The organism is Pseudomonas sp. XP1 (assembly GCF_053557675.1).
Genome location: NZ_JBNRIJ010000030.1, coordinates 12,121 through 38,083, shown reverse-complemented (window position 1 = coordinate 38,083; position 25,963 = coordinate 12,121). Strand labels below are relative to the sequence as shown.

Annotated in this window: 22 protein-coding genes and 1 riboswitch; of the genes, 7 read left to right on the top strand and 15 right to left on the bottom strand. The window is 64.3% G+C overall.

Features of this window, described 5'->3' with window-relative positions; translation table 11 throughout:
- Positions 1-67: 67 nt before the first annotated feature.
- Positions 68-1,282, bottom strand: coding sequence for a phosphoserine phosphatase SerB (serB, locus tag ACK1U9_RS20740; protein ID WP_284385318.1), 1,215 nt, complete (start codon positions 1,280-1,282; stop codon positions 68-70).
- A 135-nt stretch (positions 1,283-1,417) separates the two neighbouring features.
- On the opposite strand from serB, the gene ACK1U9_RS20735 reads away from it, so the two are divergent.
- Positions 1,418-2,875, top strand: coding sequence for an AhpA/YtjB family protein (locus tag ACK1U9_RS20735; RefSeq protein ID WP_085599740.1), 1,458 nt, complete (start codon positions 1,418-1,420; stop codon positions 2,873-2,875).
- 159 nt (positions 2,876-3,034) lie between these two features.
- Here ACK1U9_RS20735 and ACK1U9_RS20730 read toward each other — a convergent pair whose 3' ends face one another.
- The 9 genes from ACK1U9_RS20730 to ACK1U9_RS20690 form a co-directional block, all read right to left on the bottom strand.
- Positions 3,035-3,745: a PqiC family protein gene (locus tag ACK1U9_RS20730; protein WP_449110148.1), complete on the bottom strand. Its 711-nt coding sequence runs from the start codon at positions 3,743-3,745 to the stop codon at positions 3,035-3,037.
- Positions 3,746-3,917: 172 nt separating this feature from the next.
- On the bottom strand, positions 3,918-6,176 hold the full coding sequence (parC, locus tag ACK1U9_RS20725; protein WP_046613350.1) for a DNA topoisomerase IV subunit A: 2,259 nt from the start codon (positions 6,174-6,176) through the stop codon (positions 3,918-3,920).
- Positions 6,177-6,186: 10 nt separating this feature from the next.
- Positions 6,187-6,705 (bottom strand): retropepsin-like aspartic protease family protein, encoded by a 519-nt coding sequence (locus ACK1U9_RS20720; protein ID WP_046613351.1) that lies wholly within the window; start codon positions 6,703-6,705, stop codon positions 6,187-6,189.
- Entirely contained in the window at positions 6,702-7,688 is a 987-nt protein-coding gene (locus ACK1U9_RS20715; protein ID WP_046613352.1) for an esterase-like activity of phytase family protein, read from the bottom strand. The genes ACK1U9_RS20720 and ACK1U9_RS20715 overlap by 4 nt, the downstream gene beginning before the upstream one ends.
- The gene (gene parE, locus ACK1U9_RS20710; RefSeq protein WP_046613353.1) at positions 7,685-9,589 is read right to left on the bottom strand and encodes a DNA topoisomerase IV subunit B; all 1,905 of its coding nucleotides are present in this window, start codon (positions 9,587-9,589) and stop codon (positions 7,685-7,687) included. The genes ACK1U9_RS20715 and parE overlap by 4 nt, the downstream gene beginning before the upstream one ends.
- Before the next feature lie 35 nt (positions 9,590-9,624).
- Positions 9,625-10,233: a YqiA/YcfP family alpha/beta fold hydrolase gene (locus ACK1U9_RS20705; protein WP_153671359.1), complete on the bottom strand. Its 609-nt coding sequence runs from the start codon at positions 10,231-10,233 to the stop codon at positions 9,625-9,627.
- A 162-nt stretch (positions 10,234-10,395) separates the two neighbouring features.
- Positions 10,396-11,196: a 3',5'-cyclic-AMP phosphodiesterase gene (cpdA, locus tag ACK1U9_RS20700; RefSeq protein WP_196174401.1), complete on the bottom strand. Its 801-nt coding sequence runs from the start codon at positions 11,194-11,196 to the stop codon at positions 10,396-10,398.
- A gap of 85 nt (positions 11,197-11,281) precedes the next feature.
- Entirely contained in the window at positions 11,282-11,734 is a 453-nt protein-coding gene (locus ACK1U9_RS20695; RefSeq protein ID WP_016501905.1) for a DUF1249 domain-containing protein, read from the bottom strand.
- Positions 11,725-12,342: an NUDIX domain-containing protein gene (locus tag ACK1U9_RS20690; protein WP_449110147.1), complete on the bottom strand. Its 618-nt coding sequence runs from the start codon at positions 12,340-12,342 to the stop codon at positions 11,725-11,727. The genes ACK1U9_RS20695 and ACK1U9_RS20690 overlap by 10 nt, the downstream gene beginning before the upstream one ends.
- A gap of 185 nt (positions 12,343-12,527) precedes the next feature.
- Between ACK1U9_RS20690 and ACK1U9_RS20685 the strand changes: the two genes are divergently transcribed.
- Positions 12,528-13,274, top strand: coding sequence for an RsiV family protein (locus ACK1U9_RS20685; RefSeq protein ID WP_046613356.1), 747 nt, complete (start codon positions 12,528-12,530; stop codon positions 13,272-13,274).
- On the opposite strand, the gene cytX is transcribed toward ACK1U9_RS20685, so the two are convergent.
- The gene (gene cytX / locus ACK1U9_RS20680) at positions 13,243-14,526 is read right to left on the bottom strand and encodes a putative hydroxymethylpyrimidine transporter CytX (protein ID WP_046613358.1); all 1,284 of its coding nucleotides are present in this window, start codon (positions 14,524-14,526) and stop codon (positions 13,243-13,245) included. The genes ACK1U9_RS20685 and cytX overlap by 32 nt on opposite strands.
- Before the next feature lie 165 nt (positions 14,527-14,691).
- Positions 14,692-16,572 carry a phosphomethylpyrimidine synthase ThiC gene (thiC, locus tag ACK1U9_RS20675; protein ID WP_046613359.1) on the bottom strand — a complete coding sequence of 627 codons (1,881 nt, stop codon included), beginning with the start codon at positions 16,570-16,572 and terminating at the stop codon, positions 14,692-14,694.
- A gap of 154 nt (positions 16,573-16,726) precedes the next feature.
- Positions 16,727-16,833: riboswitch (TPP riboswitch) on the bottom strand.
- 159 nt (positions 16,834-16,992) lie between these two features.
- On the opposite strand from thiC, the gene ACK1U9_RS20670 reads away from it, so the two are divergent.
- Positions 16,993-18,429, top strand: coding sequence for a TolC family outer membrane protein (locus ACK1U9_RS20670; protein WP_046613360.1), 1,437 nt, complete (start codon positions 16,993-16,995; stop codon positions 18,427-18,429).
- Positions 18,430-18,580: 151 nt separating this feature from the next.
- On the opposite strand, the gene waaA is transcribed toward ACK1U9_RS20670, so the two are convergent.
- Positions 18,581-19,852: a lipid IV(A) 3-deoxy-D-manno-octulosonic acid transferase gene (gene waaA, locus ACK1U9_RS20665; RefSeq protein ID WP_153671361.1), complete on the bottom strand. Its 1,272-nt coding sequence runs from the start codon at positions 19,850-19,852 to the stop codon at positions 18,581-18,583.
- An 11-nt stretch (positions 19,853-19,863) separates the two neighbouring features.
- Complete coding sequence (locus ACK1U9_RS20660) at positions 19,864-20,754, bottom strand: LysR family transcriptional regulator (protein WP_153671362.1); 891 nt, start codon at positions 20,752-20,754, stop codon at positions 19,864-19,866.
- Positions 20,755-20,841: 87 nt separating this feature from the next.
- Here ACK1U9_RS20660 and ACK1U9_RS20655 point away from each other — a divergent pair, with 87 nt between their 5' ends.
- From ACK1U9_RS20655 to ACK1U9_RS20640, 4 genes are all read left to right on the top strand, one after another.
- Positions 20,842-21,174: a DMT family transporter gene (locus tag ACK1U9_RS20655; RefSeq protein WP_008095055.1), complete on the top strand. Its 333-nt coding sequence runs from the start codon at positions 20,842-20,844 to the stop codon at positions 21,172-21,174.
- 160 nt (positions 21,175-21,334) lie between these two features.
- The gene (locus tag ACK1U9_RS20650; RefSeq protein WP_046613364.1) at positions 21,335-22,510 is read left to right on the top strand and encodes an NAD(P)/FAD-dependent oxidoreductase; all 1,176 of its coding nucleotides are present in this window, start codon (positions 21,335-21,337) and stop codon (positions 22,508-22,510) included.
- Positions 22,507-23,319, top strand: coding sequence for an aldo/keto reductase (locus ACK1U9_RS20645; protein ID WP_108480764.1), 813 nt, complete (start codon positions 22,507-22,509; stop codon positions 23,317-23,319). Before ACK1U9_RS20650 ends, ACK1U9_RS20645 begins: the two co-directional genes overlap by 4 nt.
- A 50-nt stretch (positions 23,320-23,369) precedes the next feature.
- Positions 23,370-24,338 (top strand): hypothetical protein, encoded by a 969-nt coding sequence (locus tag ACK1U9_RS20640; protein WP_046613366.1) that lies wholly within the window; start codon positions 23,370-23,372, stop codon positions 24,336-24,338.
- A 143-nt stretch (positions 24,339-24,481) separates the two neighbouring features.
- On the opposite strand, the gene hldE is transcribed toward ACK1U9_RS20640, so the two are convergent.
- Positions 24,482-25,903 carry a bifunctional D-glycero-beta-D-manno-heptose-7-phosphate kinase/D-glycero-beta-D-manno-heptose 1-phosphate adenylyltransferase HldE gene (gene hldE, locus ACK1U9_RS20635; protein ID WP_013974472.1) on the bottom strand — a complete coding sequence of 474 codons (1,422 nt, stop codon included), beginning with the start codon at positions 25,901-25,903 and terminating at the stop codon, positions 24,482-24,484.
- Positions 25,904-25,963 lie beyond the last annotated feature (60 nt).

Genomic DNA, 25,963 nt, shown 5'->3' with positions numbered 1-25,963 from the left:
CTGCGCGGCCCCTGTGGGAGCGGCCTTGTGTCGCGAAAGGGCTGCGAAGCAGCCCCAAATTTGCAGATCAGCCGCGCGCGTCGCGGTCGCGCAGGCCCAGCAGATACAACACCCCATCCAGCCCCAGGGTAGAAATCGCCTGCTTGGCCGACTGGCGTACCAGCGGCTTGGCGCGGAACGCCACGCCAAGGCCTGCCAGCGACAGCATTGGCAGGTCGTTGGCGCCATCACCCACGGCAATGGTCTGCTCCAGCTGCAAGCCTTCTTCGCTGGCCAACTTCTGCAGCAGGTCGGCCTTGCGCTGGGCATCCACGATCGGCTCCACAGCCACGCCGGTAACCTTGCCATCGACCACTTCCAGCTCATTGGCGAAGACATAGTCGATGCCCAGGCGCGCCTGCACCTGGCGGGCAAAGTAAGTGAAGCCACCGGACAGGATCGCCGTCTTGTAGCCCAGGCGCTTGAGCTCGGCAAACAGGTTCTCGGCGCCCTCGGTCAGGCGCAGCGACGCACCGATCTCGTCCAGCACGCCCACATCCAGGCCCTTGAGCAGGGCCATGCGCTCCTTGAAGCTGGCGCGGAAGTCCAGCTCGCCGCGCATGGCACGTTCGGTGATCGCGGCCACCTGCTCACCTACGCCAGCGGCCTTGGCCAGTTCGTCGATGACTTCGGCTTCGATCAGCGTCGAGTCCATGTCGAACACCGCCAGGCGGCGGTTGCGGCGGAACAGGTCGTCCTTCTGGAAGGCGATGTCGATGCTCAGCTCTTCAGCCAAGGCGAAGAAGTCGGCACGCAGCGCCTGGGCATCGCTCGGCACGCCGCGCACGGAAATCTCGATGGCCGCCTTGCCCTTGTCGGTATCGGCATCCAGCGCCACACGGGCCGACAGGCGCTCGATGCGCTCGATGGTCAGGCCGTACTGACTGATCACCGCACTCACCCGCTGCAGTTGCTCGGGGGTGATCTTGCGGCTGAGCAAGGTGACGATGTGGCGCGCCTCGCCGTGGCCATCGGCCCAGTGCTGGTAGTCCGCCTCGGAAATCGGTGTGTAGCGGGCCTGCAGGTTCAGTTCATGGGCCTTGGCCTGCACGCTCTGCAGCAGGGAGGTGGCCACTTCGTTGTCCGGGATATCGACCAGGATGCCGAACGACAAGGTACCGTGCATGACCGCCAGGCCAATGTCGAGGATGCTCACACCGCCCTGCAGCAGGACGCCGGTGATAGCCGCAGTGAGACCGGGACGATCCTCACCGGTGATGTTGATCAGGACGATTTCGCGCACAACCTGGCTCCGACTTCGATGAAAAATGCGCATTCTACCGATTTTCCGTGACCATCGGGCGCCAACGATACTTTGCCGACAAAACCCGGCTCGCTATACTGCCCCACACTTTCATGCCATTAAGAGCCGAGCTCAGTGAACCGGCCCACGCCCGTCAAAGCAGACAACTTCTTCCTGATGATCTATCGCGCCCTGAGTCAACGTCGCGTGCCACTGGCACTGCGCATCGCCTGCACCAACATTTTCCTGGTGGCGCTGGCGTTGGTGATCTACGCCTGCGTGATGGGCCTGCAATTCAAGCAGGCCATGCACGAGCAGGCCGATGCCCTGGGCCAGAGCCTGACCACCCAGACCGCCACCTCGGCGACCGAGCTGCTGGTGGCCAACGACATCCTCAGCCTCAACGTGCTGCTCGGCAACCTGGTGAAAAACCCGCTGGTGGCCCATGCGGCGATCTACAGCGTGGACAACCGTATCCTCGCCGAGGCCGGCCAGCGCCCGCGCAACAGCCTGCTGGGCGAGGCCGAAGGCCTGTACCAGACCAAGATCACCTTCCAGGACGTGACCGCCGGGCAACTGCGCATCAGCCTGGACATGAGCCAGTTCCAGCAGCCGATGCTGATCAGCCTGCAGAGCATGGGCATCCTTGCCGCCATCCTGCTGGTGCTGGCACTGACCCTGAGCCTGCGCCAGGGCCGCTTCATCACCCTGCCGCTGCTGCAACTGCGGGTGTGGCTGCGCGACCCGCAACCCTATACCCCGGCCACCGACCGCCAGGACGAGATCGGCGACATCGCCCGCCAGCTGCACGCGCGCCTGGCCCCGCCGCCGCCACCTGAGCCGGAGCCTGAAGAAGACGACGACGAGCAATTCGACGACCTGCACGACGCCATCCCGGCAGCCAAGGCTACACCGCGCGCCAAGCTTGCCGCTCAGGCAGACGAGGATGACGACGAAGCCTTCGCCGGGCTGCTGGACGACGAAAGCGCGCCCAAGGCCGCCGTGGTCGAATCCGACGAGCCGCAGTACAGCGCAGTGCTCGCCGTGCAGCTGGGTTCGCAGGAGCAGCTGCGTCGCCTGCCGCGCACGCGCCTGACCGAACTGACCGAGCGCTACCGCGATTGCCTGGAGCACGCCGCCTCGCTCTACGACGGCGAAACTCACACACTCAACGACGGCAGCACCTTGGTGCTGTTCCACAGCCGCGACTGCGGCGAGGACTACCTGACCAACGCCATCTGCTGCGGCGAGTTGTTGCGCGCGCTGGGCCATGCCCTGCAGATCGAGGTGGCGGACAGCGGCATTACCCTGCAGTTGCAACTGGGCCTGGCCCTGGGCAACGACCTGCAAGGGCTGGAGCTGGTAGACCTGCTGATGGCCGAAAAGGCCCAGGACGCGTTGGCGCTGTCGCAGCACAGCCGCAACCTGTTGCTGGTGGAGCGGCAGATCAGCGATGACACCCTGATTCGCCAGCGCGCCCGCATTCGCCCGATTGCCAGCCCCGAAGGCGCCTGCTGCGTGGAGCGCCTGATGGAACCCTACCCGTCGATGCTGGAGCGGCAGTTGGCGCGGATGCACGAACGCCGGGCCTGATACCGGGCTGGCCTCATCGCAGGTCAACCCGCTCCCACAGGGCCTGCACCAACCTGTAGGAGCGGGTTTACCCGCGAAGAGGCCAGCACAGACAGTACAAAAACAGCAGATACGAAAAAGCCCGCATCATTGCGGGCTTTTTCGTATCTGGCAGTTCGATCAGAACCGATAAACTTCCATATCGGTACGAATCGGTGCCGCCATCGGGATCTTGGATTTCTCCGGCGCCTTCTTCACCTGCACCGGCGTAGCCGGCTTTTTTGGCGACTCTTCGGCGATCGCTGGCTGGTTGGCCAACGGCTTGACCGCAGTGCTCAGCTGCTCGGCCAGCTTCTGCAGCAATTGGCCCTGGGCCTGCACCTGCGACGCCTCGCTGCCCGCATGTGGCTGCTCGAGATGAACGATGCGGTTGTCACGCACATGGCCACGGCGATCCAGCAGACGCCATTGAGCATCCAGAATGGCCGGCTGGTCCTTGCCCGAGTCCAGGCGAGTGATCGACAGCAGTACTTGTACATCCGGGTTGAAACCGGCCGCTGCCGGGGCCAGCACCACGCGCTGGCTGTCCAGGCGCCATGCGAGCTGGCGTACCAGGAGCTGGTCGATATCCGACGAAAGGCTGCCGGCCCAACGACCGTCGGTCGCCGAACTCAGGCTGCCATCGGCCTGACGCTGCAGAAATGTCTCACGTTGCAGGTAATCGGCAACCGATACCGGGCCGAGCACCACGGCCATGCCCGCGCTCTGCGAAGGCTGGCCAGGATCACCACTGTCGAGCTGGTACAGGGCAACCGGCTTGTGCATGGTGCACCCGCCAAGGCCCAGCAGGCCAGTCATCAACAGCGCAAATGGAAGGCGCAGAAATTTCATCATCCCATCCAGGCGGTCGCCAAAAGGCCAACCGCAGTGATACACATAGATTCAAACGGGCACACGGCCACGCCGGCACCGCAAGGGCCATATCATCCGCGAAATAACCGTCCGACTCCAGCATTTCTGCCCGGAACGACGCTGAAATTGCCGTTCCAGACATTAAAACCGTTTATGTCGGCACTTCCACCTGCAATCCATCGACCCGCTGGAACCCGCGTGGCAGCTTGCTGCCGCGCCGTCCGCGCTCGCCCTTGTAATGCTCCAGGTCATCCGCTTTCAGAGATAGGGTACGCTTGCCGGCTTGCAATACAAGTGTCGCACCATCGGCAATCACGGCCAGATCGGTAACAAATTCTTCACGGCTGGCTACCCGGTCGCCCGGCACCCCGATGATCTTGTTGCCCTTGCCCTTGCCCAACTGAGGCAGGTCGCTGACCTTGAACACCAGCAGACGGCCTTCGGTGGTCACCGCCGCCAGCCAGTCTTGCTCGCGGTTGGCCACCGGGCGCGGGGTCATGACCTTGGCACCGTTGGGCAGGCTGAGCAGGCCCTTGCCGGCCTTGTTCTTGGCCTGCAGGTCTTCACCTTTGACCACGAAGCCATAACCGGCGTCCGAGGCCACTACGTACAGCGCATCGTCGTCCGGCAACAGCACGCACTCGAAGGTGGCCCCCGGTGGTGGCGTCAGGCGGCCGGTCAGCGGTTCGCCCTGGCCGCGCGCCGATGGCAGGCTGTGAGCGGCCAGCGAGTAGCTGCGGCCAGTGGAGTCGATGAGCACGGCAAACTGGTTGGAGCGCCCGGCGGCGGCGGCCTTGAAGCCATCGCCGGCCTTGTACGACAGGCCGGTGGCATCGATGTCGTGGCCCTTGGCGCAGCGCACCCAGCCCTTTTCCGACAGCACCACGGTAACCGGCTCAGTCGGCATCAGCTCGTTTTCCGACAGCGCCTTGGCCTCGGCACGCTCGACGATAGGCGAGCGGCGGTCGTCGCCATAGGTTTCGGCATCCTTGATCAGCTCGCTACGAACCAGTTTGCGCAGCTTGGCATCGCTGCCCAGCAGGGCGAGCAGCTTGGCCTGCTCTTTCAGCAATTCATCCTGCTCGCCGCGGATCTTCATCTCTTCCAGGCGCGCCAGCTGCCGCAGGCGGGTCTCGAGAATGTAGTCGGCCTGGATTTCGGTCAGGTCGAATCGGGCGATCAGGGCCTGCTTTGGCTGGTCCTCGGTACGGATGATATGGATCACTTCATCCAGGTTGAGGAACGCGGTGAGCAAACCTTCCAACAGGTGCAGGCGCTTCTCCACCTTGTCCAGGCGGTGCTGCAGGCGGCGGCGGACGGTAGCGGTACGGAACTCCAGCCACTCCAGCAGCAGCGCGCGCAAGTTCTTCAGTTGTGGCCGGCCGTCCAGGCCGATGATGTTGACGTTGACCCGATAGCTGCTTTCCAGGTCAGTGGTGGCGAACAAGTGTTGCATCAGTTCATCGGCATCCACGCGGTTGGAGCGCGGGATGATGACGATGCGGCACGGGTTCTCGTGGTCCGACTCGTCACGCAGGTCGGCAACCATCGGCAGCTTCTTGGCCTGCATCTGCGCAGCGATCTGCTCCAGCACCTTGGCCCCGGAGACCTGGTGCGGCAGCGCGGTGACGACGATGTCGCCATCCTCGACGCGGTATACGGCGCGCATGCGGATGGAGCCGCGCCCGCTTTCGTACATCTTGAGGATTTCTGCCCGCGGCGTGACGATCTCGGCCTCGGTCGGGTAGTCCGGCCCCTGGATGTGCTCGCACAGCTGCTCGATGGTGGCCTTGGGCTCGTCGAGCAGACGCACACAGGCCGTGGCCACTTCACGCAGGTTGTGCGGCGGCACGTCGGTGGCCATGCCCACGGCGATACCAGTAGTGCCGTTGAGCAGAATGTTGGGCAGGCGCGCCGGCAGCACGGCCGGCTCCTGAAGGGTGCCGTCGAAGTTTGGCACCCAGTCCACAGTACCCTGGCCGACTTCGCTGAGCAGCACTTCGGCGTAGCGCGAAAGGCGGGCTTCGGTATAACGCATGGCGGCGAAGGACTTCGGATCGTCCGGCGCACCCCAGTTGCCCTGGCCGTCGACCAGGGTATAGCGGTAGCTGAACGGCTGCGCCATCAGCACCATGGCCTCGTAGCAGGCCGAGTCGCCGTGGGGGTGGAACTTGCCGAGCACGTCACCGACGGTACGCGCGGACTTCTTGTGCTTGGCATCGGCATCGAGCCCCAACTCGCTCATGGCGTAGACGATGCGTCGCTGCACCGGCTTCAGGCCATCGCCGATGTGCGGCAAAGCGCGGTCCATGATCACGTACATGGAGTAGTTGAGGTAGGCCTGTTCGGTGAAGTCAGCCAGCGAGCGGCGTTCAACGCCGTCCAGGCTGAGTTCCAGTGAGTCGCTCATGCGGGCCTCGTCATTTCAGGTTCTGGCGCAGCAGCATGGTGCCGCCGCGCTGGGAAAATTCAAGTTGTTTCAGGGCACTCATGCCCAGCAATACGGTTTGCCCGTCCAGGCCCGGCACCACGATGGCGCGCACGTCGCGCAGGCGAATATCCCCCAGCTGCAGGCTGGCCAGGCGCGTGCGGTAGCCTTCTGTACGGCCGTTGGCGGTACTGAGCTGCACCGGGCTGCCGCGCTCCAGGCCAAGCTCGCGGCCCAACGCCTCGGGGATGGCCACGTCGGTGGCACCGGTGTCGAGCATGAAATGCACCATCTGGCCGTTGATCGCGCCATCCACCACGAAGTGGCCCTGGCCGTTGCCCAACAGGCGTACCTCGATGAAGCCTTCGCCATGCGACGACTGCACCTGGGCATTGGGGTTGCGCTGGCTGTCTTCCCACTGGCCAAAGAAACGCGTGGCGAGGAACAGTGCCGCCGCCCAGGCGACGATCATCAATACCTTGCCCGCCCGCTTGCCCGGTGCCTGGCTCATGGCTTGGCGCTCCATCCGCCTTCCGGCGCATCGAAGCGCCAGACGATCGGGCGTGCCTCGCCATCGGCGCGGGTGCCGTTGTTGTTGTCGACACCGATCCAGGCGCCCTTGGCATCGATCACCAGTGCCTCGGCCAAGCCGAACGGCTGTTGATAGCGGCGCGACTCGACCAGGGCATCGGCAGCGAACGACCAGCAGCGCTCGACCTTGCCACTGTCGGTATCCCGACGGCAGACCCGGTAGGCGTTACGTTCGAGGGTGAACAGCTTGCCTTCGAACCAGGCCAGGTCGGCGAAATCGCGCGACAGTGCCTGGGCATTGGGCATCTGCGCCGGCTGCATTTCGACGCCAGCCTCGCTCAACAGCACGCAGCTGCGGCCGCAGGTCCACACCGATTGCTGGCGCTCGATGGCCACCAGGCCCCGCCGCTCGCGCTCGGCGGCCAGCCACAGGCGGTCGCCCGCCGGGTTGATCGCCAGGCCTTCGAACAAGGCGTTGAAGTTCAGCAGCATGCCGCTGGCACGGGCCTGGCGAACCATGGCCGGGTCGATCTTCAACCAGTTTGCCTCGCCTTCCAGCGGCAGTTGCAGCACTGCGGCATGCGCCTCGCTGACCAGGTACAGGTTACCCGCCTGGTCACAGCTGATGCCTTCGAAATCCAGCTCGCCACCACGGATATATGACGCCGCCCAGTTACGCGACTTCAGGCCCCACGGCAGGCCACTTTCCGGCACTGCTGGCGGGGTGAAGGTGAGCGGCTGCGCGCGCCAGGTCGGGCTTTGCTGGTCGAAGCGGTAGATACGGTCGTCGTCGCGGTCGGACACGCCCCACAGCCCGCCCCGGCATTCCACCAGGCCAGACAGGTTGCCACCGCGCATGCCTTCGATCGGGTGCTCGGCGCTCAGCTTCAGCTCTGGCCAGTTGCCCGCCAGGCTCGGCAGGGAAACCAGCGCCAGGCAGGCAGCCAGAAGCCGCCGAATCAAACCATGACCTCGGCCAGGTTGCCTTTGGTTTCCAGCCAGCTCTTGCGGTCGCCCGCGCGCTTCTTGGCCAGCAGCTTGTCCATCAGCTCGCAGGTGGCCTGCACGTCGTCCAGGGTCAGCTGCACCAGGCGCCGGGTGTTCGGGTCCATGGTGGTCTCGCGCAGCTGTGGCGGGTTCATTTCACCCAGGCCCTTGAAGCGGGTGACCTGTGGTTTGCCGCGCTTCTTCTCGGCCACCAGGCGATCGAGGATACCGTCACGCTCGGCCTCGTCGAGGGCGTAGTAGATTTCCTTGCCCAGGTCGATGCGGTACAGCGGCGGCATGGCCACATATACATGCCCGGCCTCGACCAGCGCACGGAAGTGCTGGACGAACAGCGCGCACAGCAGCGTGGCGATGTGCAGGCCGTCGGAGTCGGCGTCGGCGAGGATGCAGATCTTGCCGTAGCGCAGCTGCGCAAGGTCGGTGGCCCCCGGGTCGACGCCAATGGCCACAGCGATGTTGTGCACTTCCTGGCTAGCCAGAACTTCGCCACCGTCCACTTCCCAGGTGTTGAGGATCTTGCCACGCAGCGGCAGGATCGCCTGGAATTCCTTGTCGCGTGCCTGTTTGGCCGAGCCACCGGCGGAGTCACCCTCGACCAGGAACAGTTCGGCGCGCATCGGATCCTGCCCGGCGCAATCGGCCAGTTTGCCGGGAAGTGCCGGGCCTTGGGTGATGCGTTTGCGCTCGACCTTCTTGCTGGCCTTCAGGCGGCGCCCGGCGTTGCTGATGGCCAGCTCCGCCAGCTGCATGCCCAGCTCGGGGTGGGCGTTGAGCCACAGGCTGAAGGCGTCCTTGACCACGCCGGAAACGAAGGCAGCCGCCTCACGCGACGACAGGCGCTCCTTGGTCTGCCCGGAGAACTGCGGGTCCTGCATCTTCATCGACAGCACGAAGGTGATGCGCTCCCAGACGTCTTCCGGCGCCAGCTTCACGCCGCGCGGCAGCAGGTTGCGGAACTCGCAGAATTCGCGCATGGCATCCAGCAGCCCCTGGCGCAGGCCGTTGACGTGGGTGCCGCCCTGGGCGGTAGGGATCAGGTTGACGTAGCTTTCCTGGATGCTGTCGCCGCCTTCTGGCAGCCACAGCAAAGCCCAGTCCACCGCCTCCTTGTTACCGGCCAGGCTGCCGCAGAACGGCTCGTCGGGCAGGCGCTGGAACTCGTTGACCGAATCGACCAGGTAGGAGCGCAGGCCGTCCTCGTAGTGCCATTCGACCTTCTCGCCGGTGGCCTTGTCCTCGAAGCTGACCAGCAGGCCCGGGCACAGCACGGCCTTGGCCTTGAGCACGTGCTTGAGGCGGCTGATGGAGAACTTCGGCGAATCGAAGTACTTGGGGTCGGGGCTGAAGTACACGCTGGTACCGGTGTTGCGCTTGCCGACCGAGCCGACCACTTCCAGTTCGCTGGCCTTGAAGCCATCGGCGAAGGTCATCTGGTATTCGTTGCCGTCACGTTTGACGCGCACGCGCACCTGGGTCGACAGGGCGTTGACCACCGAGATGCCCACGCCGTGGAGGCCGCCGGAGAACTGGTAGTTCTTGTTGGAGAACTTGCCGCCTGCGTGCAGCTTGGTGAGGATCAGCTCGACCCCGGACACACCCTCTTCCGGGTGGATGTCCACCGGCATGCCGCGACCATCGTCGCTGACTTCCAGCGAGTGGTCGGCATGGAGGATGACCTGCACCGAACGGGCATGACCGGCCAGGGCTTCGTCGACACTGTTGTCGATGACTTCCTGGGCCAGATGGTTGGGGCGGCTGGTATCGGTGTACATGCCCGGCCGCTTGCGGACCGGGTCAAGGCCCGAGAGGACTTCGATGGCGTCTGCGTTATAGGCGCTAGCGCTGGGAGTGGCCATAGGGTCTCGTCGTCAGTCTGGTGAATGCAAAAAAGTCAAAATACAGAAAAATCGAGCGCTGCGTACTGCCCACGGGCAATGCCGGCGAAGGCCAGCAGAGCCGGCAGACGCTGGGCGAAGCCCTGGAAGCTGTGGTCGCCACCGGCCTGGATGCGCAGGGCGCAAGCACGGTAATAGCGCTCGGCGTGGCGATAGTCCAGGGTTTCATCGGCGGTCTGCAGCCACACTTGATAGCGGCTGGCGTCCACCGGGGCTGGTACTTCCAGCTCGGCCAGGGCCTGCACGTGATCGTGGGTCAGCTCCCAGGCCTCACCGGTGTAGTGATTGTGCTGGGTGCCCAGGTAGCCGTCGAAATGCTTGTGCGGTGTTACCGCCGGGTTCACCAGCAGGGCCTTGAGGCCGTGGCGCTCGGCCAGATAGGTGGCATAGTAGCCGCCGAGCGAACTGCCCACCAGCAATGGCGCGCCCAGTTCGGCGATGGCGGCTTCGAGCTGGGCGATGGCCTGCCGTGGGTGGTGGTGCAAAGCGGGCACCCGCAGTTGGGCCGACAGGCCCAGTTGCTGCATCACGGCCTCGAGCTGGCGCGCCTTGATGGAAAGCGGCGAGCTGTTGAAGCCGTGGATATAGAGGATGGAACCCGACATGCTGCCCCCGGAATCTTTGGCTTCGCGCCCGGTGATATGGGCGCAGGGACGCGCAGTGTAGCGCGTTCGCCGGGTTTTGACGCAGTGTCACGGGTTTCGCAACAATTTCTTCACCGAAGTCGCAACCACAGTTCCCTGTAGGAGCGCGTCTGCAGCCGCAGCTCAATACCCCGGGCTATCGAAGTCGAGCTTCACTTCGAAATCCAGTGCCCGCTCCACCCCGGTCTCCAACCGCCCGTTGGCATGCAGGCGCAACCAGCGGTAGCCCGGCTGCTCCTCGCTCACCTGGAAATCCTCGCTGCGCGCAGCGAACTGGATACAGGTCGACGGCGTAGCCAGCAGGCGCAGGCCGTCGCGCACTTCATCCCATTCCTGATGCACATGCCCCCACAGCAGCGCCCGCACCTGTGGATAACCCTCGACGATATCGAACAGCGCCTGGGCATTGCGCAAGCCGATCGGCGCAATCCAGGCACAGCTGATATCCACCGGCTGATGGTGGAAGCACACCAGGCAATGCCGTTCACCCGCCTCTCGCAAGGCCGCTTCCAGCACTGCCAGCTGGTCATCCTCCAGCAGCCCGTGCGTTGCCCCGGGGACGGCCGTATTGAGCATGACGATGCGCCACGCACCGATATCGGTCACAGCCTGTACCAGCTCCGGCGCCACTTGCGCCATGACTCGGGCCTCGTCATGGTTGCCAGGCAACCAGCGGGTGGGCACGGCAAACGGCGCGGTCAGCTCACGGAACGCTTCATAGGATGCCACACTGGCGTCCTGGGACAGGTCGCCAGTGCACAGCAGCAGGTCGACAAGCGGCTGCTCCCGCCGCACCTGTGCCACTACATGGCGCAGGCTGTCACGGGTATTGAGGCCCAGCATGCTGCCGGCCGGGTCGGCGAACAGATGGGCATCGGTCAGTTGCACCACATGCACGAGGCGCGATTGGTCTGTCTGAGGCAACGGCCGTCTCCTGGAACGGATTCAGCGCGAATTATGGCTGCACAACGGGTGCGAGCAAACACCCACGAACGACCTGCGTCACACTTCAGCGAACGCTCGCCAGTTCGTGACCACAAGCCAGGCAGTGGCTCAGCCATTCACCGAGGAACAAGTTGAGCTGGGCCTTTTCGTCCGGCTGGTGCATGGCCTCGTTCGGATACGGGTAGATGCTGCGCAGGCGCCGGGTGTGTTCGGCACTGACCACTTCGGCCATGCGCGCATCGTGGTACACCTGCACTTCCAGGTGCGGCACCGGCAACCAAGGCAGGCTGTGCTCCTGGCGCACGTGCAGGGTGGTGGTGTACGGGCAGGCCAGCACCACGTCGAGTACCAGCACACCGAGCATCTGATCGCCCTGGGTCATGCCGATGCGGCGCGAGCTTTGGGTGGTGCGCATGTCTGGCAACAGGCGCATCAGCCGGGCGTAGTTGGCCTCGCAGGCTGCCTGCAGCCCGACCAGGTCGACCCGATAACGCTCGCGCAGCAGGTTCACTTCCACATACCTCGTACTTCATCACGGTTCAGCGCCAGCCATTGCAGACCGATGATGGTCGCCGCGTTGCAGATGCGCCCGTCGCGCACCGCCTGCATGGCATCCTCGAACGACCACACGCGCACGCGAATGTCTTCGCCCTCTTCTTCCAGGCCATGCAGGCCGCCCGCCCCTTCGCTGCTGCAGCGTCCGAGAAACAGATGAACGTATTCGTCACTGCCGCCGGGCGACGGGAAGTAACGGGTCATCGGCCACAGGGCGCTGAAAGCCAGGCCGGCCTCTTCTTCGGCTTCGCGATGGGCGACTTCCTCGGGTTGCTCGTCCTTGTCGATAAGCCCGGCCACCATCTCGATCAGCCAAGGGTTGTCGACCTTGTCCAGCGCCCCCACACGGAACTGCTCGATCAGCACCACTTCATCGCGCAACGGGTCGTACGGCAGCACGCACACCGCATCATGGCGCACGAACAGTTCGCGGCTGATCTCGCGGCCCATGCCCCCGGCAAACAATTCATAGCGCAGGCGTAGCTTGTCGAGCTTGTAAAAGCCCTGGAAGCAGTTGGCCCGCTCGATGATTTCGAAGCCCTTGGGCACTGAGTTCAACGCGTCTGACATGGAAATCCTCATTACCTCGAATACCGCATCGCGCCATCCTACTCTGCACGCCTGCCGGTTTCATCCCTTTCCGGCAACCGTTCGCGCACTCGGGACAGCGCGCCTTGTCTCTGTTAGCTTAGTGGCGAACTGAAGGCCGCGCAGACGGTCAAAGGCCGACTTTTCCCTGTTCTGCAAGGATCCTCATGACACTTGTCAAACTGACGTCCGTGGCTGTGCTGGCCCTGGCCCTGGGTGCCTGCCAAAGCCTGTTCACGCCCAACTACCGGGCGCCGCTCGAGGTCAAGCGTGATGCCTGGGAGCATGTCAAACCCGGCTGCAGTGAAAGCGACTGCCCGCTGGTGAACATCGACATGATCCACTTCCCGGCGTTGCCCAAGCTTGATGGCATCGTCGAGAAACGCCTGCTGCAACTGACCGAAGACAACCAGCGCGGCAACGCACCGGCCACACTGCAAGCCTACGAGCAGCAGTACCTGGCCAGTGCCGATAAGCGCAACAGCAGCTACCTGCAGGCCAAGGTACGCGAGCAGCATGACGGACTGGTGATCATCGAACTGTCCAGCTACCTGGACAGCGGCGGCGCCCACGGCATGCCCGGGCGTGGTTTCATCAACTATTCGCGCAAGCTGGACAAGGTGCTGACCCTGCAGGACATGCTGGTGCCTGGCCAGGAAGACACCTTCTGGAAAACCGTCGAGGAATCACACCGCGCCTGGCTGATCAGCGTAGGCATGGACAAGGACGCCGAGTTCATCAAGACCTGGCCGTTCAAGCAGTCGCCGCACATCGCCCTGACGTACGGCGCGGTGGTGGTCAAGTACGAGGTCTACTCCATCGCGCCCTACTCCATGGGCCACGTGGAGTTGAAGATCCCGTACCCACGCCTGAATGGCGTGCTCAAGCCCGAGCTGTTTCCCGGCCGCGGCTGAAGCTCAACAGCCCGTGCAGTAGCCCTGCCAGCAGCAATGCCGGCAGGGTCGCACCCAGGTCGGGCGCTTGCGCGGCGATCAGATGGTACGCGGCAACGCCCACCGCCCAGGCCAGCAGTGCCTGCCAATGCAAGCCATGCACCTGTGCTGGCAAGCGGCGGCGACGGATCACGTAATGGTCCATCAATACCACACCGAACAGCGGTGCAAACACCGAGCCGATCAGCAGCAGGAAATTCTCGTACTGTGCCAGTGGCGCCAGCAGGGCGATCAGCGTGCACAGCACGCCAATGGCCAGCGCCAGGTGCTCGACCTTCAGGCGCACCAGCACACCGGTGGAAACGGCCGCCGAATGAATGTCGGCAAAAGCCTTTTCCGACTCGTCCAGCAGAATCAGCAGCAGTGGAATGCCCATGCCGGCGCCCGCCAAGGCCAGCAGCAGGGCGTTGGCTTCGCCACTGCCGGCGAAGGCCAAGGTGTAGCCCACGCCCAGGCTCATCAGCCAGGTGTTGCCGATGAAGTAGCCCACCACCGTACCGCCGAATACATGTTTGCCGTTACGGGCAAAACGCGAATAGTCGGCGATCAGCGGCAACCAGGACAGCGGCATGGCGATGGCGATATCGAAGCCCACGGCCAGCGACATCGAACCGTCACCGGCACGGTTCCACAGTACGGCCAGGTCGGCCTTGGCGAACAGGTTCCAGGTCAGCCACAGGCAAGCGCCCAGCAGCAGCCAGATGCCCCAGGTGCGCAGCACCTTGCGCACGAACGCCAGCGGCCCACCGACCGCGAGCAAGGTGGCCAGGGCGCCGAAGCACAGGGTCCAGAGCACAGGGCTGTTCCAGGCGCTGGCTTCGCCGAACACCCGCGCGCCCAGAAGGCTGGCGGCATCGCGCATCACGATGATCTCGAACGCGCCCCAGCCCACCAGTTGCAGCAGGTTGAGCAGCGCCGGCAAGCGCGCGCCGTGGCCCCCCAGGCTCAGCTTGAGCGTGCCCATGGCCGACAGGCCGGTATCGCTGCCAATGACACCGGCAGCCCCCAGCAACAGCACACCCACACCGGTGCCCAGAGCGATGGCCAGCACTGCGCCGGCAAGGCCCAGGCCAGGGGCGAGCATGGCGCCGACCTGCAGCACCATCAGGCCGATGCCGAGGGAGAACCATAGCGAGAACAGGTCGCGGGCGCCGAAGATACGCTGGGCGATTGGGACCGGGTGGTCGGGGGAGAATTGGCTGGGAGATGTCATGGTTGGCGCTCGCCGGCAATGTTGTTGGTGTTCCTGGCGAGGACTGCGTCCTCGTATCGCGACACAAGGCCGCTCCCACAAAAACCGCGCTGGCCTCAAGCCTTGCGCAGTCCCTGTGGGAGCGGCCTTGCGTCGCGAAAGGGCCGCAAAGCGGCCCCAGCGGTCTTAGACTTTGTGATACAGCTGGCTGCCTTCCTGGCGGAACCGCTCGGCCTGTTCGCGCATGCCTTGCTCGACCGTCACATCCACGGTTTCGATCTTGGCAGCGTATTCACGCACTTCCTGGGTAATCTTCATCGAGCAGAACTTCGGCCCGCACATCGAGCAGAAGTGCGCAACCTTGGCCGATTCCTTCGGCAGGGTCTCGTCGTGGTAGGCACGGGCGGTGTCCGGGTCCAGGCCGAGGTTGAACTGGTCTTCCCAACGGAACTCGAAGCGTGCCTTGGACAAGGCGTTGTCACGAATCTGCGCACCCGGGTGGCCCTTGGCAAGGTCGGCGGCATGAGCGGCGATCTTGTAGGTGATGATGCCGGTCTTCACGTCATCCTTGTTTGGCAGGCCCAGGTGCTCCTTGGGCGTGACGTAGCAGAGCATGGCGCAACCGAACCAGCCGATCATCGCCGCACCAATGCCCGAGGTGATGTGGTCGTAGCCAGGAGCGATATCGGTGGTCAGCGGGCCGAGGGTGTAGAACGGCGCCTCGTCGCAGCACTCCAGCTGCTTGTCCATGTTTTCCTTGATCAGCTGCATCGGCACGTGGCCCGGGCCTTCGATCATGCACTGAACATCGTGCTTCCAGGCGATCTTGGTCAGCTCGCCGAGGGTTTCCAGCTCACCGAACTGCGCGGCATCGTTGGCGTCGGCAATCGAGCCGGGACGCAGGCCGTCGCCCAGCGAGAAGCTGACGTCGTAGGCCTTCATGATTTCGCAGATTTCGTCGAAGTGGGTGTACAGGAAGTTTTCCTTGTGGTGCGCCAGGCACCACTTGGCCATGATCGAGCCACCACGGCTGACGATACCGGTGACGCGCTTGGCAGTCAGCGGTACATAACGCAGCAGCACACCAGCGTGGATGGTGAAGTAGTCCACGCCCTGCTCGGCCTGCTCGATCAGGGTGTCGCGGAACAGCTCCCAGGTCAGGTCTTCGGCCACGCCGTTGACCTTTTCCAGGGCCTGGTAGATCGGCACGGTACCAATCGGCACCGGCGAGTTGCGGATGATCCACTCACGGGTTTCGTGAATGTGCTTGCCGGTGGACAGGTCCATGACCGTGTCCGAACCCCAGCGGATGCCCCAGGTCAGCTTGGCCACTTCTTCCTCAATAGAGGAACCCAGGGCGCTGTTGCCGATGTTGCCGTTGATCTTCACCAGGAAGTTGCGGCCGATGATCATCGGTTCCAATTCCGGGTGGTTGATGTTGGCCGGGATGATCGCGCGACCACGGGCGATTTCCTGGCGAACGAACTCGGGGGTGATTTCTTTCGGGATGTTGGCCCCAAAGCTGTGACCGGCGTGCTGCTCGTCGAGCAGGCCGGCGGCGCGCGCCTCTTGCAGCTTCATGTTTTCGCGAATGGCCACGTATTCCATCTCGGCGGTGATGATGCCCTGACGGGCATAGTGCATCTGCGAGACGTTGGCGCCGGCCTTGGCACGGCGCGGGTTGCGCACGTGGGCGAAACGCAGCTTGGCCAGTTCGGCATCGTTCAGGCGCTGCTGGCCGAAGTGCGAGCTCAGGCCGGCCAGGCGCTCGGTGTCACCGCGTGCTTCGATCCACGCCGAACGCACATCGGCCAGGCCCTTGCGCACATCGATGACAACGTTGGGGTCGGTATACGGGCCGGAAGTGTCGTAGACCAGCACAGGGGCATTGGACTCGCCACCGAAATCGGTCGGGGTGTCGTCCAGGCTGATTTCACGCATGGGCACGCGGATGTCCGGGCGCGAGCCTTCGACATACACCTTGCGCGAACGCGGGAACGGTTGCACGGACTGCTGATCGACTTGTGCCGATTCGCTGAGGTTGATCGCTTTTTCTTGTTTGGTCATCACAGGCTCTCCAGACGGCTTCCTAGCAGTGGAATGTCGGGGTGAACCTGAAAGGCGCGGACGCACCCTTGATGGGTGCAGTGCCGGATATGAGGGTGCCTGAAGCTGCATGCAGCTGTGACATTCCCGGACCTGGCACAAGAGGCTCCACGGGAAGGCGAGCAATCTTGTTCCCTACGCAGGCGCTAACCTGATCAGGTTCAACGGGATCCGCAACTTTGCGATCTCAGCCTTTGCTTCAAGGCACCCCGACAAGAACATGCGCAGTCTAGACTGGAGTGGTCGGCAAAGCCAAGCGGGTAAATACGCGGATGATGAAAGGCACTCGAGCGATTGTTGCCGGGGGCGCATGGCACTACACTGGCCCGTCGATCGATACTCAACAGTTCAGTAATTAAATTTCGTACAAGGATTGCCTCTATGCTGCGCAAACTCTCACTGGCGATAGCCGTGTCTTGTGCGTCCAACGGAGTGGTCTGGGCAGCGGACGTGCCCCAAACAGTCAAGACCGACCTGGTCAGCGTCTACCAGGAAGCGGTCGACAATAACGCTGACCTGGCTGCAGCCCGCGCCGATTACGGCGCCCGCCGTGAAGTGGTACCACAGGCTCGCGCCGGGTTGCTGCCTAACCTTTCGGCCGGTGCCGAAATGCTGAACACCCGCACCAAGCTGGACGAACCATCGGCCACCAGCAACCGCAGCGGCAATACCTGGAGTGCGACCCTGGCGCAACCTATCTTCCGCGCTGACCGCTGGTTCCAGTTGCAGGCGGCCGAGGCGGTCAACGAACAGGCGGCGCTGGAGCTGTCGGCGACCGAGCAGAACCTGATCCTGCAAACCGCGCAGAATTACTTCGCCGTGCTCCGTGCCCAGGACAACCTGGCCGCGACCAAGGCCGAGGAAGCTGCCTTCAAGCGCCAGCTGGACCAGTCCAACGAACGATTCGACGTCGGCCTCTCCGACAAGACCGACGTGCTGCAATCCCAGGCCAGCTACGACACGGCGCGGGCCAACCGGATCATTGCCGAGCGCCAGGTACAGGATGCCTTCGAGGCCCTGGTAACCCTGACCAACCGGGAATACACGTCGATTCAAGGCGTGGTCCATACCTTGCCGGTGCAGGTCCCTACACCCAACGACGCCAAGGCCTGGGTCGAAACCGCCGGGCGCCAGAACCTCAACCTGCTGGCCACCAACCACGCGGTCGTCGCTGCCGAGGAAACCCTGCGCCAGCGCAAGGCCGGCCATGCGCCGACCCTGGACGCGGTTGCCAAGTATCAGAAGGGTGACAACGACAACTTCGGTTTCACCAACCCCGCACCGGCCCCCGTTTCGCGCTATAGCGGCGACGTCGAGCAGACCAGCATCGGCCTGCAGTTGAACATCCCGATCTACAGCGGCGGCCTGACCAGTTCGCAGGTGCGCGAGGCCTACCAGCGCCTGAGCCAGAGCGAACAGCAGCGTGAAAGCCTGCGCCGCCAGGTGGTGGAAAACACCCGCAACCTGCACCGCGCGGTAAACACCGACGTGGAACAGGTGCAGGCGCGCAAGCAGTCGATCATCTCCAACCAGAGCGCGCTGGAAGCCACCGAGATCGGCTACCAGGTGGGTACCCGCAATATCGTCGACGTGCTTGACGCCCAACGTCAGCTGTACACCTCGGTGCGCGACTACAACAACAGCCGCTATGACTACATCCTCGACAACCTGAGCCTGAAGCAGGCGGCCGGCACCTTGAGCCCGCAGGACCTGCAGGACCTCAAGCGGTACCTGAAGCCGGACTACAACCCGGACAAGGACTTCCTGCCGCCGGACCTGGCGGCTGCAGCGGCAAAGAACTTCGAGCGTCGCCCCTGATATAGGGGTGGATTTTCCGCAGGGTGGGTTTCTTTTGATGGCCTCATCGCCGGCAAGCCAGCTCCCACAGGTTCTCCACTGGCCTTAAGCCTTGTGCAGTACTGTGGGAGCCGGCTTGCCGGCGATGAGGCCAGAAAACCCAACACAGAACTCAGCGGATAAGTGCACCCAGGCCATCGAGCAAGCGCTGCAACGCGCCCTGGTTGGCCCGCATCACCGCCCTGCCCGCTTCGCCAATGCGCTGTGCATCCTGCGGCAATTCGACCAACCGCCGCACCGCTTCGGCCAGCCCGTCGGCATCGTCCACCTGCTGCAGTGCCCCTGCCTCGCGCAGCATCGCGCTGATTTCGAGGAAGTTGAACACATGCGGCCCCATCAGCACCGGCAAGGCCAGCGCCGCGGGTTCAAGCGGGTTGTGCCCGCCGGTCGCCACCAGGCTGCCGCCGACGAAGGCAATGTCGGCCAGGGCATAGAGGAACAGCAGTTCGCCCATGGTATCGCCGAGCAAGACGCGAGTCTGTGCATCGACCGGCGTGCCGGCAGAGCGGCGCACGGTGGTGAACTGTTCGCTGCACAGCGTATGCACCGCAGCGAATCGCTCGGGGTGGCGCGGCACCAGAATCAGCAGGGCATCACCATGCACCTGCAACAATTGCCGATGTGCCTGCAGGATCAACGCATCTTCACCTTCGTGGGTGCTGGCGGCGATCCACACCGGGCGCTGTGCAGCCCCCCACTGTTCACGCAATGCCCTGGCACGCGGCAACAGTTGATCATCGATCTTCAGGTCGAACTTGATCGAACCGGTGACCTGCACGCACTCCGGACGCGCGCCCAGGTCACGAAAACGCTGAGCCTCGGTTTCGGTCTGCACGGCAATCAGACTCATCTCGGCCAGCATCGGCCGGGTCAGCCTGGCAAAACGCCCATAGCCACGAGCCGAGCGCTCAGACAAGCGTGCGTTGGCCAGCGCTACCGGAATGCCACGCTTCGCACACTGGTGGATGTGGTTGGGCCACAGCTCGGTTTCCATGATGATGCCCAGCTTCGGCTGCACATGGTCGAGAAAGCGCCCTGCCGCCCAGGGCAGGTCGTAGGGCAGGTAGCAATGCTGCACGCGCGGTTCGTCGGCGAACATGGCGCGAATGCGCTCGGAACCGGTCGGGGTCATGCAGGTAAGCGTAATCGGCAATTCCGGGTAGGCCTTGAGCAAGGCACGCACCATCGGCGCCGCCGCAATGCTCTCGCCCACCGATACCGCGTGCACCCAGATGCCGCCGCGGCGCATGGCCGGCAGGCTGAAGCCAAAGCGCTCGCCAATGCGTTGACCATAGGCCGGTGCCTTGCGCGCGCGTAGATACAGGCGCAGCGCAACCAGCGGCAGGCCCAGGTGAAACAACAAGGTATAGAGAGTTCTGTTCATGGCCGCGGAGTTTACCCGATCGCGCGCAGGTGCACCGCAAAGCGCTCGGCCAGCCACTGCGCGGCAGGCCCCAGTGGCTCGTCGCGGCGCCAGGCCAGCTCCACCACCAAGGCCGGTGGCTGCCACTCGCTGTCCAGTTCGACCATGTGCGCCTGATAGGTCGGGTACTGCACCACGTGTCGCGGCAGCCAGGCCCAGCCCAGGCCGCGCATCAGCAGTTCGGCCATGGCATAGAAGCTGTCGGCGCGCCATACCTGCGGGCTGATCGCTTCGCCGCCTGGGTAGCCGCTTTGCTGCGGGGCAATCAGCAATTGACGGTGGCGCGCCAGCTGCTGCCGGGTAACCCGGCCTTCGCCGGCGAGCGGGTGGCCGACCGCGCACACGGTGACCATTTCCACACTGCCCAGGGCGCGCCGCTCCAGCGAGGCCGGGATGCTCTCGTGGTGGAAGAACAGGCCAAGATCGGCGCGCCGCTCCACCAGCTTGCGCGCCACATCGCCCTGGGCACCGCTGGCCAGCTGCACCTCCAGAAACGGGTAGCGGCTGGCCAGCTCGTCGAGGCTGTCGATGACCGGCTGGTAGGGCATGGCTTCGTCCTGGGCGACCCGCAACAAGGCCTCCTGCCCGCGCATCAGCGCCAACGCACGGCCATCCAGCCGCTCGCACTGGCGCAACAGTTCACGGGCATCTTCCAGCAGGGCGCTGCCGTTCTCGGTCAGCTTGGGTTGCCGGCCGCTGCTGCGCTCGAACAAGGTGACCCCCAGGTCGGTTTCGAGCAGGGCGATCGCGCTGCTGATCGCCGACTGGGCCTTGCGCTGTTCGCGGGCCACGGCAGAGAACGAGCGCAGCTCCGCAACGCGCAGGAAGGTACGTAGCTGTTCAAGATTCCACTGCTCGGCCATCGACCTATCTCCCCTGGTGATAGGTAATGACTTTACCCCATCCAGGCAACGTCTAGAATGCCCGACCAGTTACCGGAGGAACCCGCCATGAATGCCTACACCTACCTCGCCATCGCCATCTGCGCCGAAGTCATCGCCACCGCTTCCATGAAAGCGGTGAAAGGCTTGAGCACGCCCTTGCCGTTGCTGCTGATGGTAGTTGGTTATGGCATTGCTTTCTGGATGCTGACCTTGGTTGTGCGCAGCATTCCGGTGGGGATCGCCTATGCCATCTGGTCGGGGCTGGGTATTGTGCTGATCAGTGTGGCGGCGCTGGTGATCTATGGGCAGAAGCTGGACGTTCCGGCGATGCTGGGCATGGCCATGATTGTGGGTGGAGTGGTGGTGATTCAGCTGTTTTCGAAAACGGCTGGGCATTGAGGCAGCCCGTACGGGCCTCATCGCCGGCAAGCCAGCTCTCACAGAGTGAATACAGGCCGCTGGGTCAATGCCATCCTGTGGGAGCTGGCTTGCCGGCGATAGGGCCATCACAGGTATACCCTGTATACTTGCCAGCTGTCCCAGTCTTCGAGGTACCGCCATGCCATCCGCCATTTCCACTGACGTGCTGATCGTTGGCGCCGGAGTCGCAGGCCTCTGGCTCAATGCCCGCCTGCGCCGGCTGGGCTACTCGACAGTACTGGTGGAACGCGCCAGCCTTGGCGGCGAGCAGACCATCAAGTCCCAAGGCATCATCCATGGCGGCACCAAGTACGCCCTGCACGGTGCCCTGACCGGCGCCTCGGAAGCCATCGCCGACATGCCGCGACGCTGGCGCGAAGCCCTGAGCGGCAGCGGCGAGCTGGATCTGACCCGCACTCGCCTGCTGTCCGACGCTCACTACCTGTGGTCACCAGGCACCCTGGCCGGCAACCTCACCAGCTTCTTCGCCAGCAAGGCCGTGCGCGGCCGGGTCGACCAGGTGAAGGGTGAGCAACTGCCACCGGCGCTGCAGGACCGCGCCTTCAAGGGCAAGGTCTATCGCCTGGCCGAACTGGTCATCGATGTACCCAGCCTGCTGGCCAACCTGGCCGAACTGGCAGGCGACAGCCTGCTGGCTGGTGAGCGCATCGAGCCACTGCGCGAGGGCGCCGACCTGGTCGGCCTGCGCGTCGACGAGCGCGACATCCGCGCCCAGCGCATCGTGCTCAGCGCCGGCGCCGGCACCGAAGAGCTGCTGCATGCCCTGGGCCTCAACCAGCCAGCCATGCAGACACGCCCGCTGCACATGGTGATGGCCAAGGGTGCCAACCTGAAACCGCTTTACGCCCATTGCCTGGGTGGCGGGCCAAAGCCCCGGGTGACGGTTACCACCCACCCGGCCGCCGATGGCCAGTGGGTCTGGTACCTGGGCGGCGACCTGGCCGAGGCCGATGGTGTTGCCCGCGAACCGGCTGCGCAAATTGCCGCGGCACAGAAAGAAATCGCCAGCCTGCTGCCATGGGTCGACCAGAGCCAGGTGCGCTGGGCCACCCTGCGGGTCAACCGTGCGGAACCGGCGCAATCGGGCCTGGTCCGCCCGGATAACGCCTTCCTCGCCGACCAGCAACGCCTGCTGGTCGGCTGGCCGACCAAGCTGGCCCTGGCACCGGACTTCAGCGACCGGGTCATCAGCCACCTGGAGCGCGACGGTATCCGCCCACAGGCGCAAGCCGACCTGGCCGACCTGCCACGCCCACCGCTGGGCGTACCGGCCTGGGAGCAACTGCTGCCATGAGCCTACCAACCCTGCACGACTTCCATCGCCCCTTGGGCAGCACCGGCCTCAAGGTTTCGCCGCTGGGCCTGGGCACGGTCAAGCTGGGGCGCGACCAGGGCGTGAAGTACCCCACCGGCTTCACCATCCCCGGCGATGACGAAGCCCGCCTGCTGCTGGCCCAGGCCCGCGAGCTGGGTATCAACCTGATCGACACCGCCCCGGCCTACGGCCGCAGCGAAGAGCGCTTGGGCCCGCTGCTGCGCGGCCAGCGCGATGAATGGGTGATCGTCAGCAAGGTTGGCGAAGAATTCGACAATGGCCAATCGCACTTCGATTTCAGCGCCGCCCACACCCGCCGTTCGGTAGAGCGCAGCCTGCAGCGCCTGGAAACCGACCGCATCGAGCTGGTGCTGGTGCATTCCGACGGCAACGACCTGGCCATCCTCGAACAGCAGGAGGTCTACCAGACCCTTGCCGAGCTCAAGCAGGAGGGCAAGATCCTCGGCTTCGGCCTTTCCGGCAAGACCGTCGCCGGCGGCCTGAAGGCGCTGGAGCAAGGCGATTGCGCCATGGTCACCTACAACCTCAACGAACAGGCAGAACGCCCAGTGCTGGACTACGCTGCCGAACACGGCAAGGCCATCCTGGTGAAGAAGGCCCTGGCCAGCGGGCATATCTGTCTGGCCCCGGGCGTTGACCCGGTGCAGGCCAGCTTCGAGCTGCTGTTCGCCCACCCGGGCGTCAGCAGTGCTATCGTCGGCACCATCAATCCGTTGCACCTGGCCCACAACGTGGCCACCGTCGCCCGTATTCTGGGCCAGCATTGAGTTGCCCCAGGCCCACGGGCCCGGACTGACCCGACGCAAGGAGGAGCCTCGTGGCGCGAACGCTGATCCGCAAGAACCCGAGTAACTTCAAGACATTGCCGCTGCATGTCGAGGCCACGCCCGAAGGGCTGATCTACCAGAGCATCGGCATGCCGCTGAACTTCGCCCAGATCCAACAACGGCGCAAGGCCATCCAGCTGCCCGACGTGCAGCGCTTCGTGGTCGAACTGGCCAACCTGGGCGTGTCGGTGCGGCTGACCCTGCATTGGCAGAACCGCGATTACTGGGTGCTGGTACGTCAGCGCCGGCAAGACCGTGGTGATGTAGTACTGAAACTGATTTCCGGCTATGTGCCGGCGCAGGAGCTGAACCTGCCATTGCACACGGCCGTGCAGGAAGTGGCCGAGGAATGCCTGCTGGAAACCCCGGAAGGCTGGCTGGGTGGGCGCTTCAACGAAACCTGGTTGCCGGTGCCCTACGCTGCCGCCCTGCACTACCGCGAAACGCCGCATTTCGTGCTGGCCCCGGAGTCCGGTGCCGCCCGCCCGGTTCACTGCGGCAAGCTGATGCTGCTGGAACGACCACGGGCGTATGTGCACTTGCCAACCGCCTCATTGCAACTGATCTATGACATGCGTTTGCAGGTACCTCGGGACGCCAAGAAGCTCAGCCTGTTCCACGTTGATGAGCGGCTGGAGGGCGACCAACTGGTGGCGCGACTCAACCGCAAACGGCCAGACCTTTACCTGATGCCGTTGGAGGAAGGCCAGCCGCTGGCTGAGCTGTATACCCTGAAGAAGGATGAACTGGTGCCGGCGAGCACGCGCGGGCTCTACCTGGCCGAAAGTTTTGCACGGCAAGAGGGCTGGGTGGTCACGGACGAGCGGGTGCGCTGGAAGGATTGGGTGAAGCAGCAGGGGTTGGTGGAGAGCAAGCCGGTGCGGGCGTCACATCTGCAGCGGTTTGGAGACAAGGCGCGGGAACTGCTGGAGCGGGCGCGTACTTCACTACACAAGTAAGATTCCGAGGCCTGCGCCGCCCCTGCAGGAGCAGCCTTGTGCTGCGAAGAGGCCGGTAGAGCCAATAGAGGTCTTTTGCCCTGCCGGCCTCTTCGCAGCACAAGGCTGCTCCTACAGGTAATGAGGCAGCCTCAGAGGTTCGATCAGTTCTTGCGAATCTTCTCGACGATCGCCGTGGTCGAGCTGTTTTCGACCAGCCCCAGCACCTTCACGGTACCGCCATAGGCCTTGACGATATCGGCACCCACCACCTGGTCGATACCATAGTCGCCACCCTTGACCAGCACGTCCGGCTTGACCTGGCTCAGCAGGTTCTCCGGAGTGCCCTCGGGGAAGCTGATGACCCAGTCCACCGCCCCCAACCCGGCCAGTACGGCCATGCGCCGGTCGACGCTGTTGATGGGCCGGCCCGGGCCTTTCAGGCGGCTGACCGAGGCATCGTCGTTGACCGCGACGATCAGCCGATCGCCCTGGGCCCGCGCCTGCTCCAGATAGGTGACATGCCCGGCATGCAGGATGTCGAAGCAGCCGTTGGTGAAGACGATCTTCTCTTTGTGAGCCCGTGCGTCGTCGATGGCCAGCAGCAGTTGCTCAAGGCCCAGCACGCCGCGCTCGGAGCCTTCCTCACGCTGGATCGCCCGGCGCAGTTCGGGAGCACTGATCGCAGCCGTACCCAGCTTGCCAACCACGATGCCCGCCGCCAGGTTGGCCAGGGCCACCGCATGGGGCAGGTCCTCGCCGGCAGCGATGGCCGCGGCGAGGGTGGAGATGACGGTATCACCGGCACCGGTCACATCGAACACTTCACGGGCCCGTGCCGGCAGGTGCAGCGCCGGCTGGCCGCTGCGCAACAGGGTCATGCCGTGCTCGCCACGGGTCACCAGCAAGGCGCCCAGGTCCAAGTCTTGAAGCAGCTGCAAGCCCTTGGCGACCAGCTCGGCCTCATCGGCGCAACGGCCGACGATGGTCTCGAACTCGCTGAGGTTGGGAGTGATCAGGCTGGCGCCACGGTATATGGAAAAGTCCTTGCCCTTGGGGTCGGCCAGCACCGGAATGCCCTTGGCCCGCGCCGCCTGGATCAGGCTCTGGTGGTTTTTCAGTGCGCCCTTGCCGTAGTCGGAAAGGACCAGCACCTTGACGCCCTCGAGCAGGCTGTCGACCTCCGCACCCAGCGACAACGGGTCGGTGGCGAACGGTTCCTCGAAATCGATGCGCAGCAACTGCTGGTGACGGCTCATGACCCGCAGCTTGACGATGGTCGGCTGGTGCGCGATGCGCTGGAACACCGAGCGCACGCCTGCAGCCTGCAGGCTGTTGGCCAGGCTGTCGGCAGCCTCGTCCTGGCCAGTGACGCCAATCAGCGAAGCCGGTGCGCCCAGGGCGGCGATGTTCAAGGCAACGTTGGCCGCGCCGCCGGGGCGATCCTCGATCTGATCGACCTTGACCACCGGGACTGGCGCTTCAGGCGAGATACGCGAAGTACCGCCATGCCAGTAGCGGTCGAGCATGACATCGCCGACCACCAGTACCGGGGCTTGATCGAAACGCGGCATGGACAACTTCATGGGCAACCCATATGGAAATAATGAACAGGGGCAGGATATTAGCACAGGGTAGACGACGGC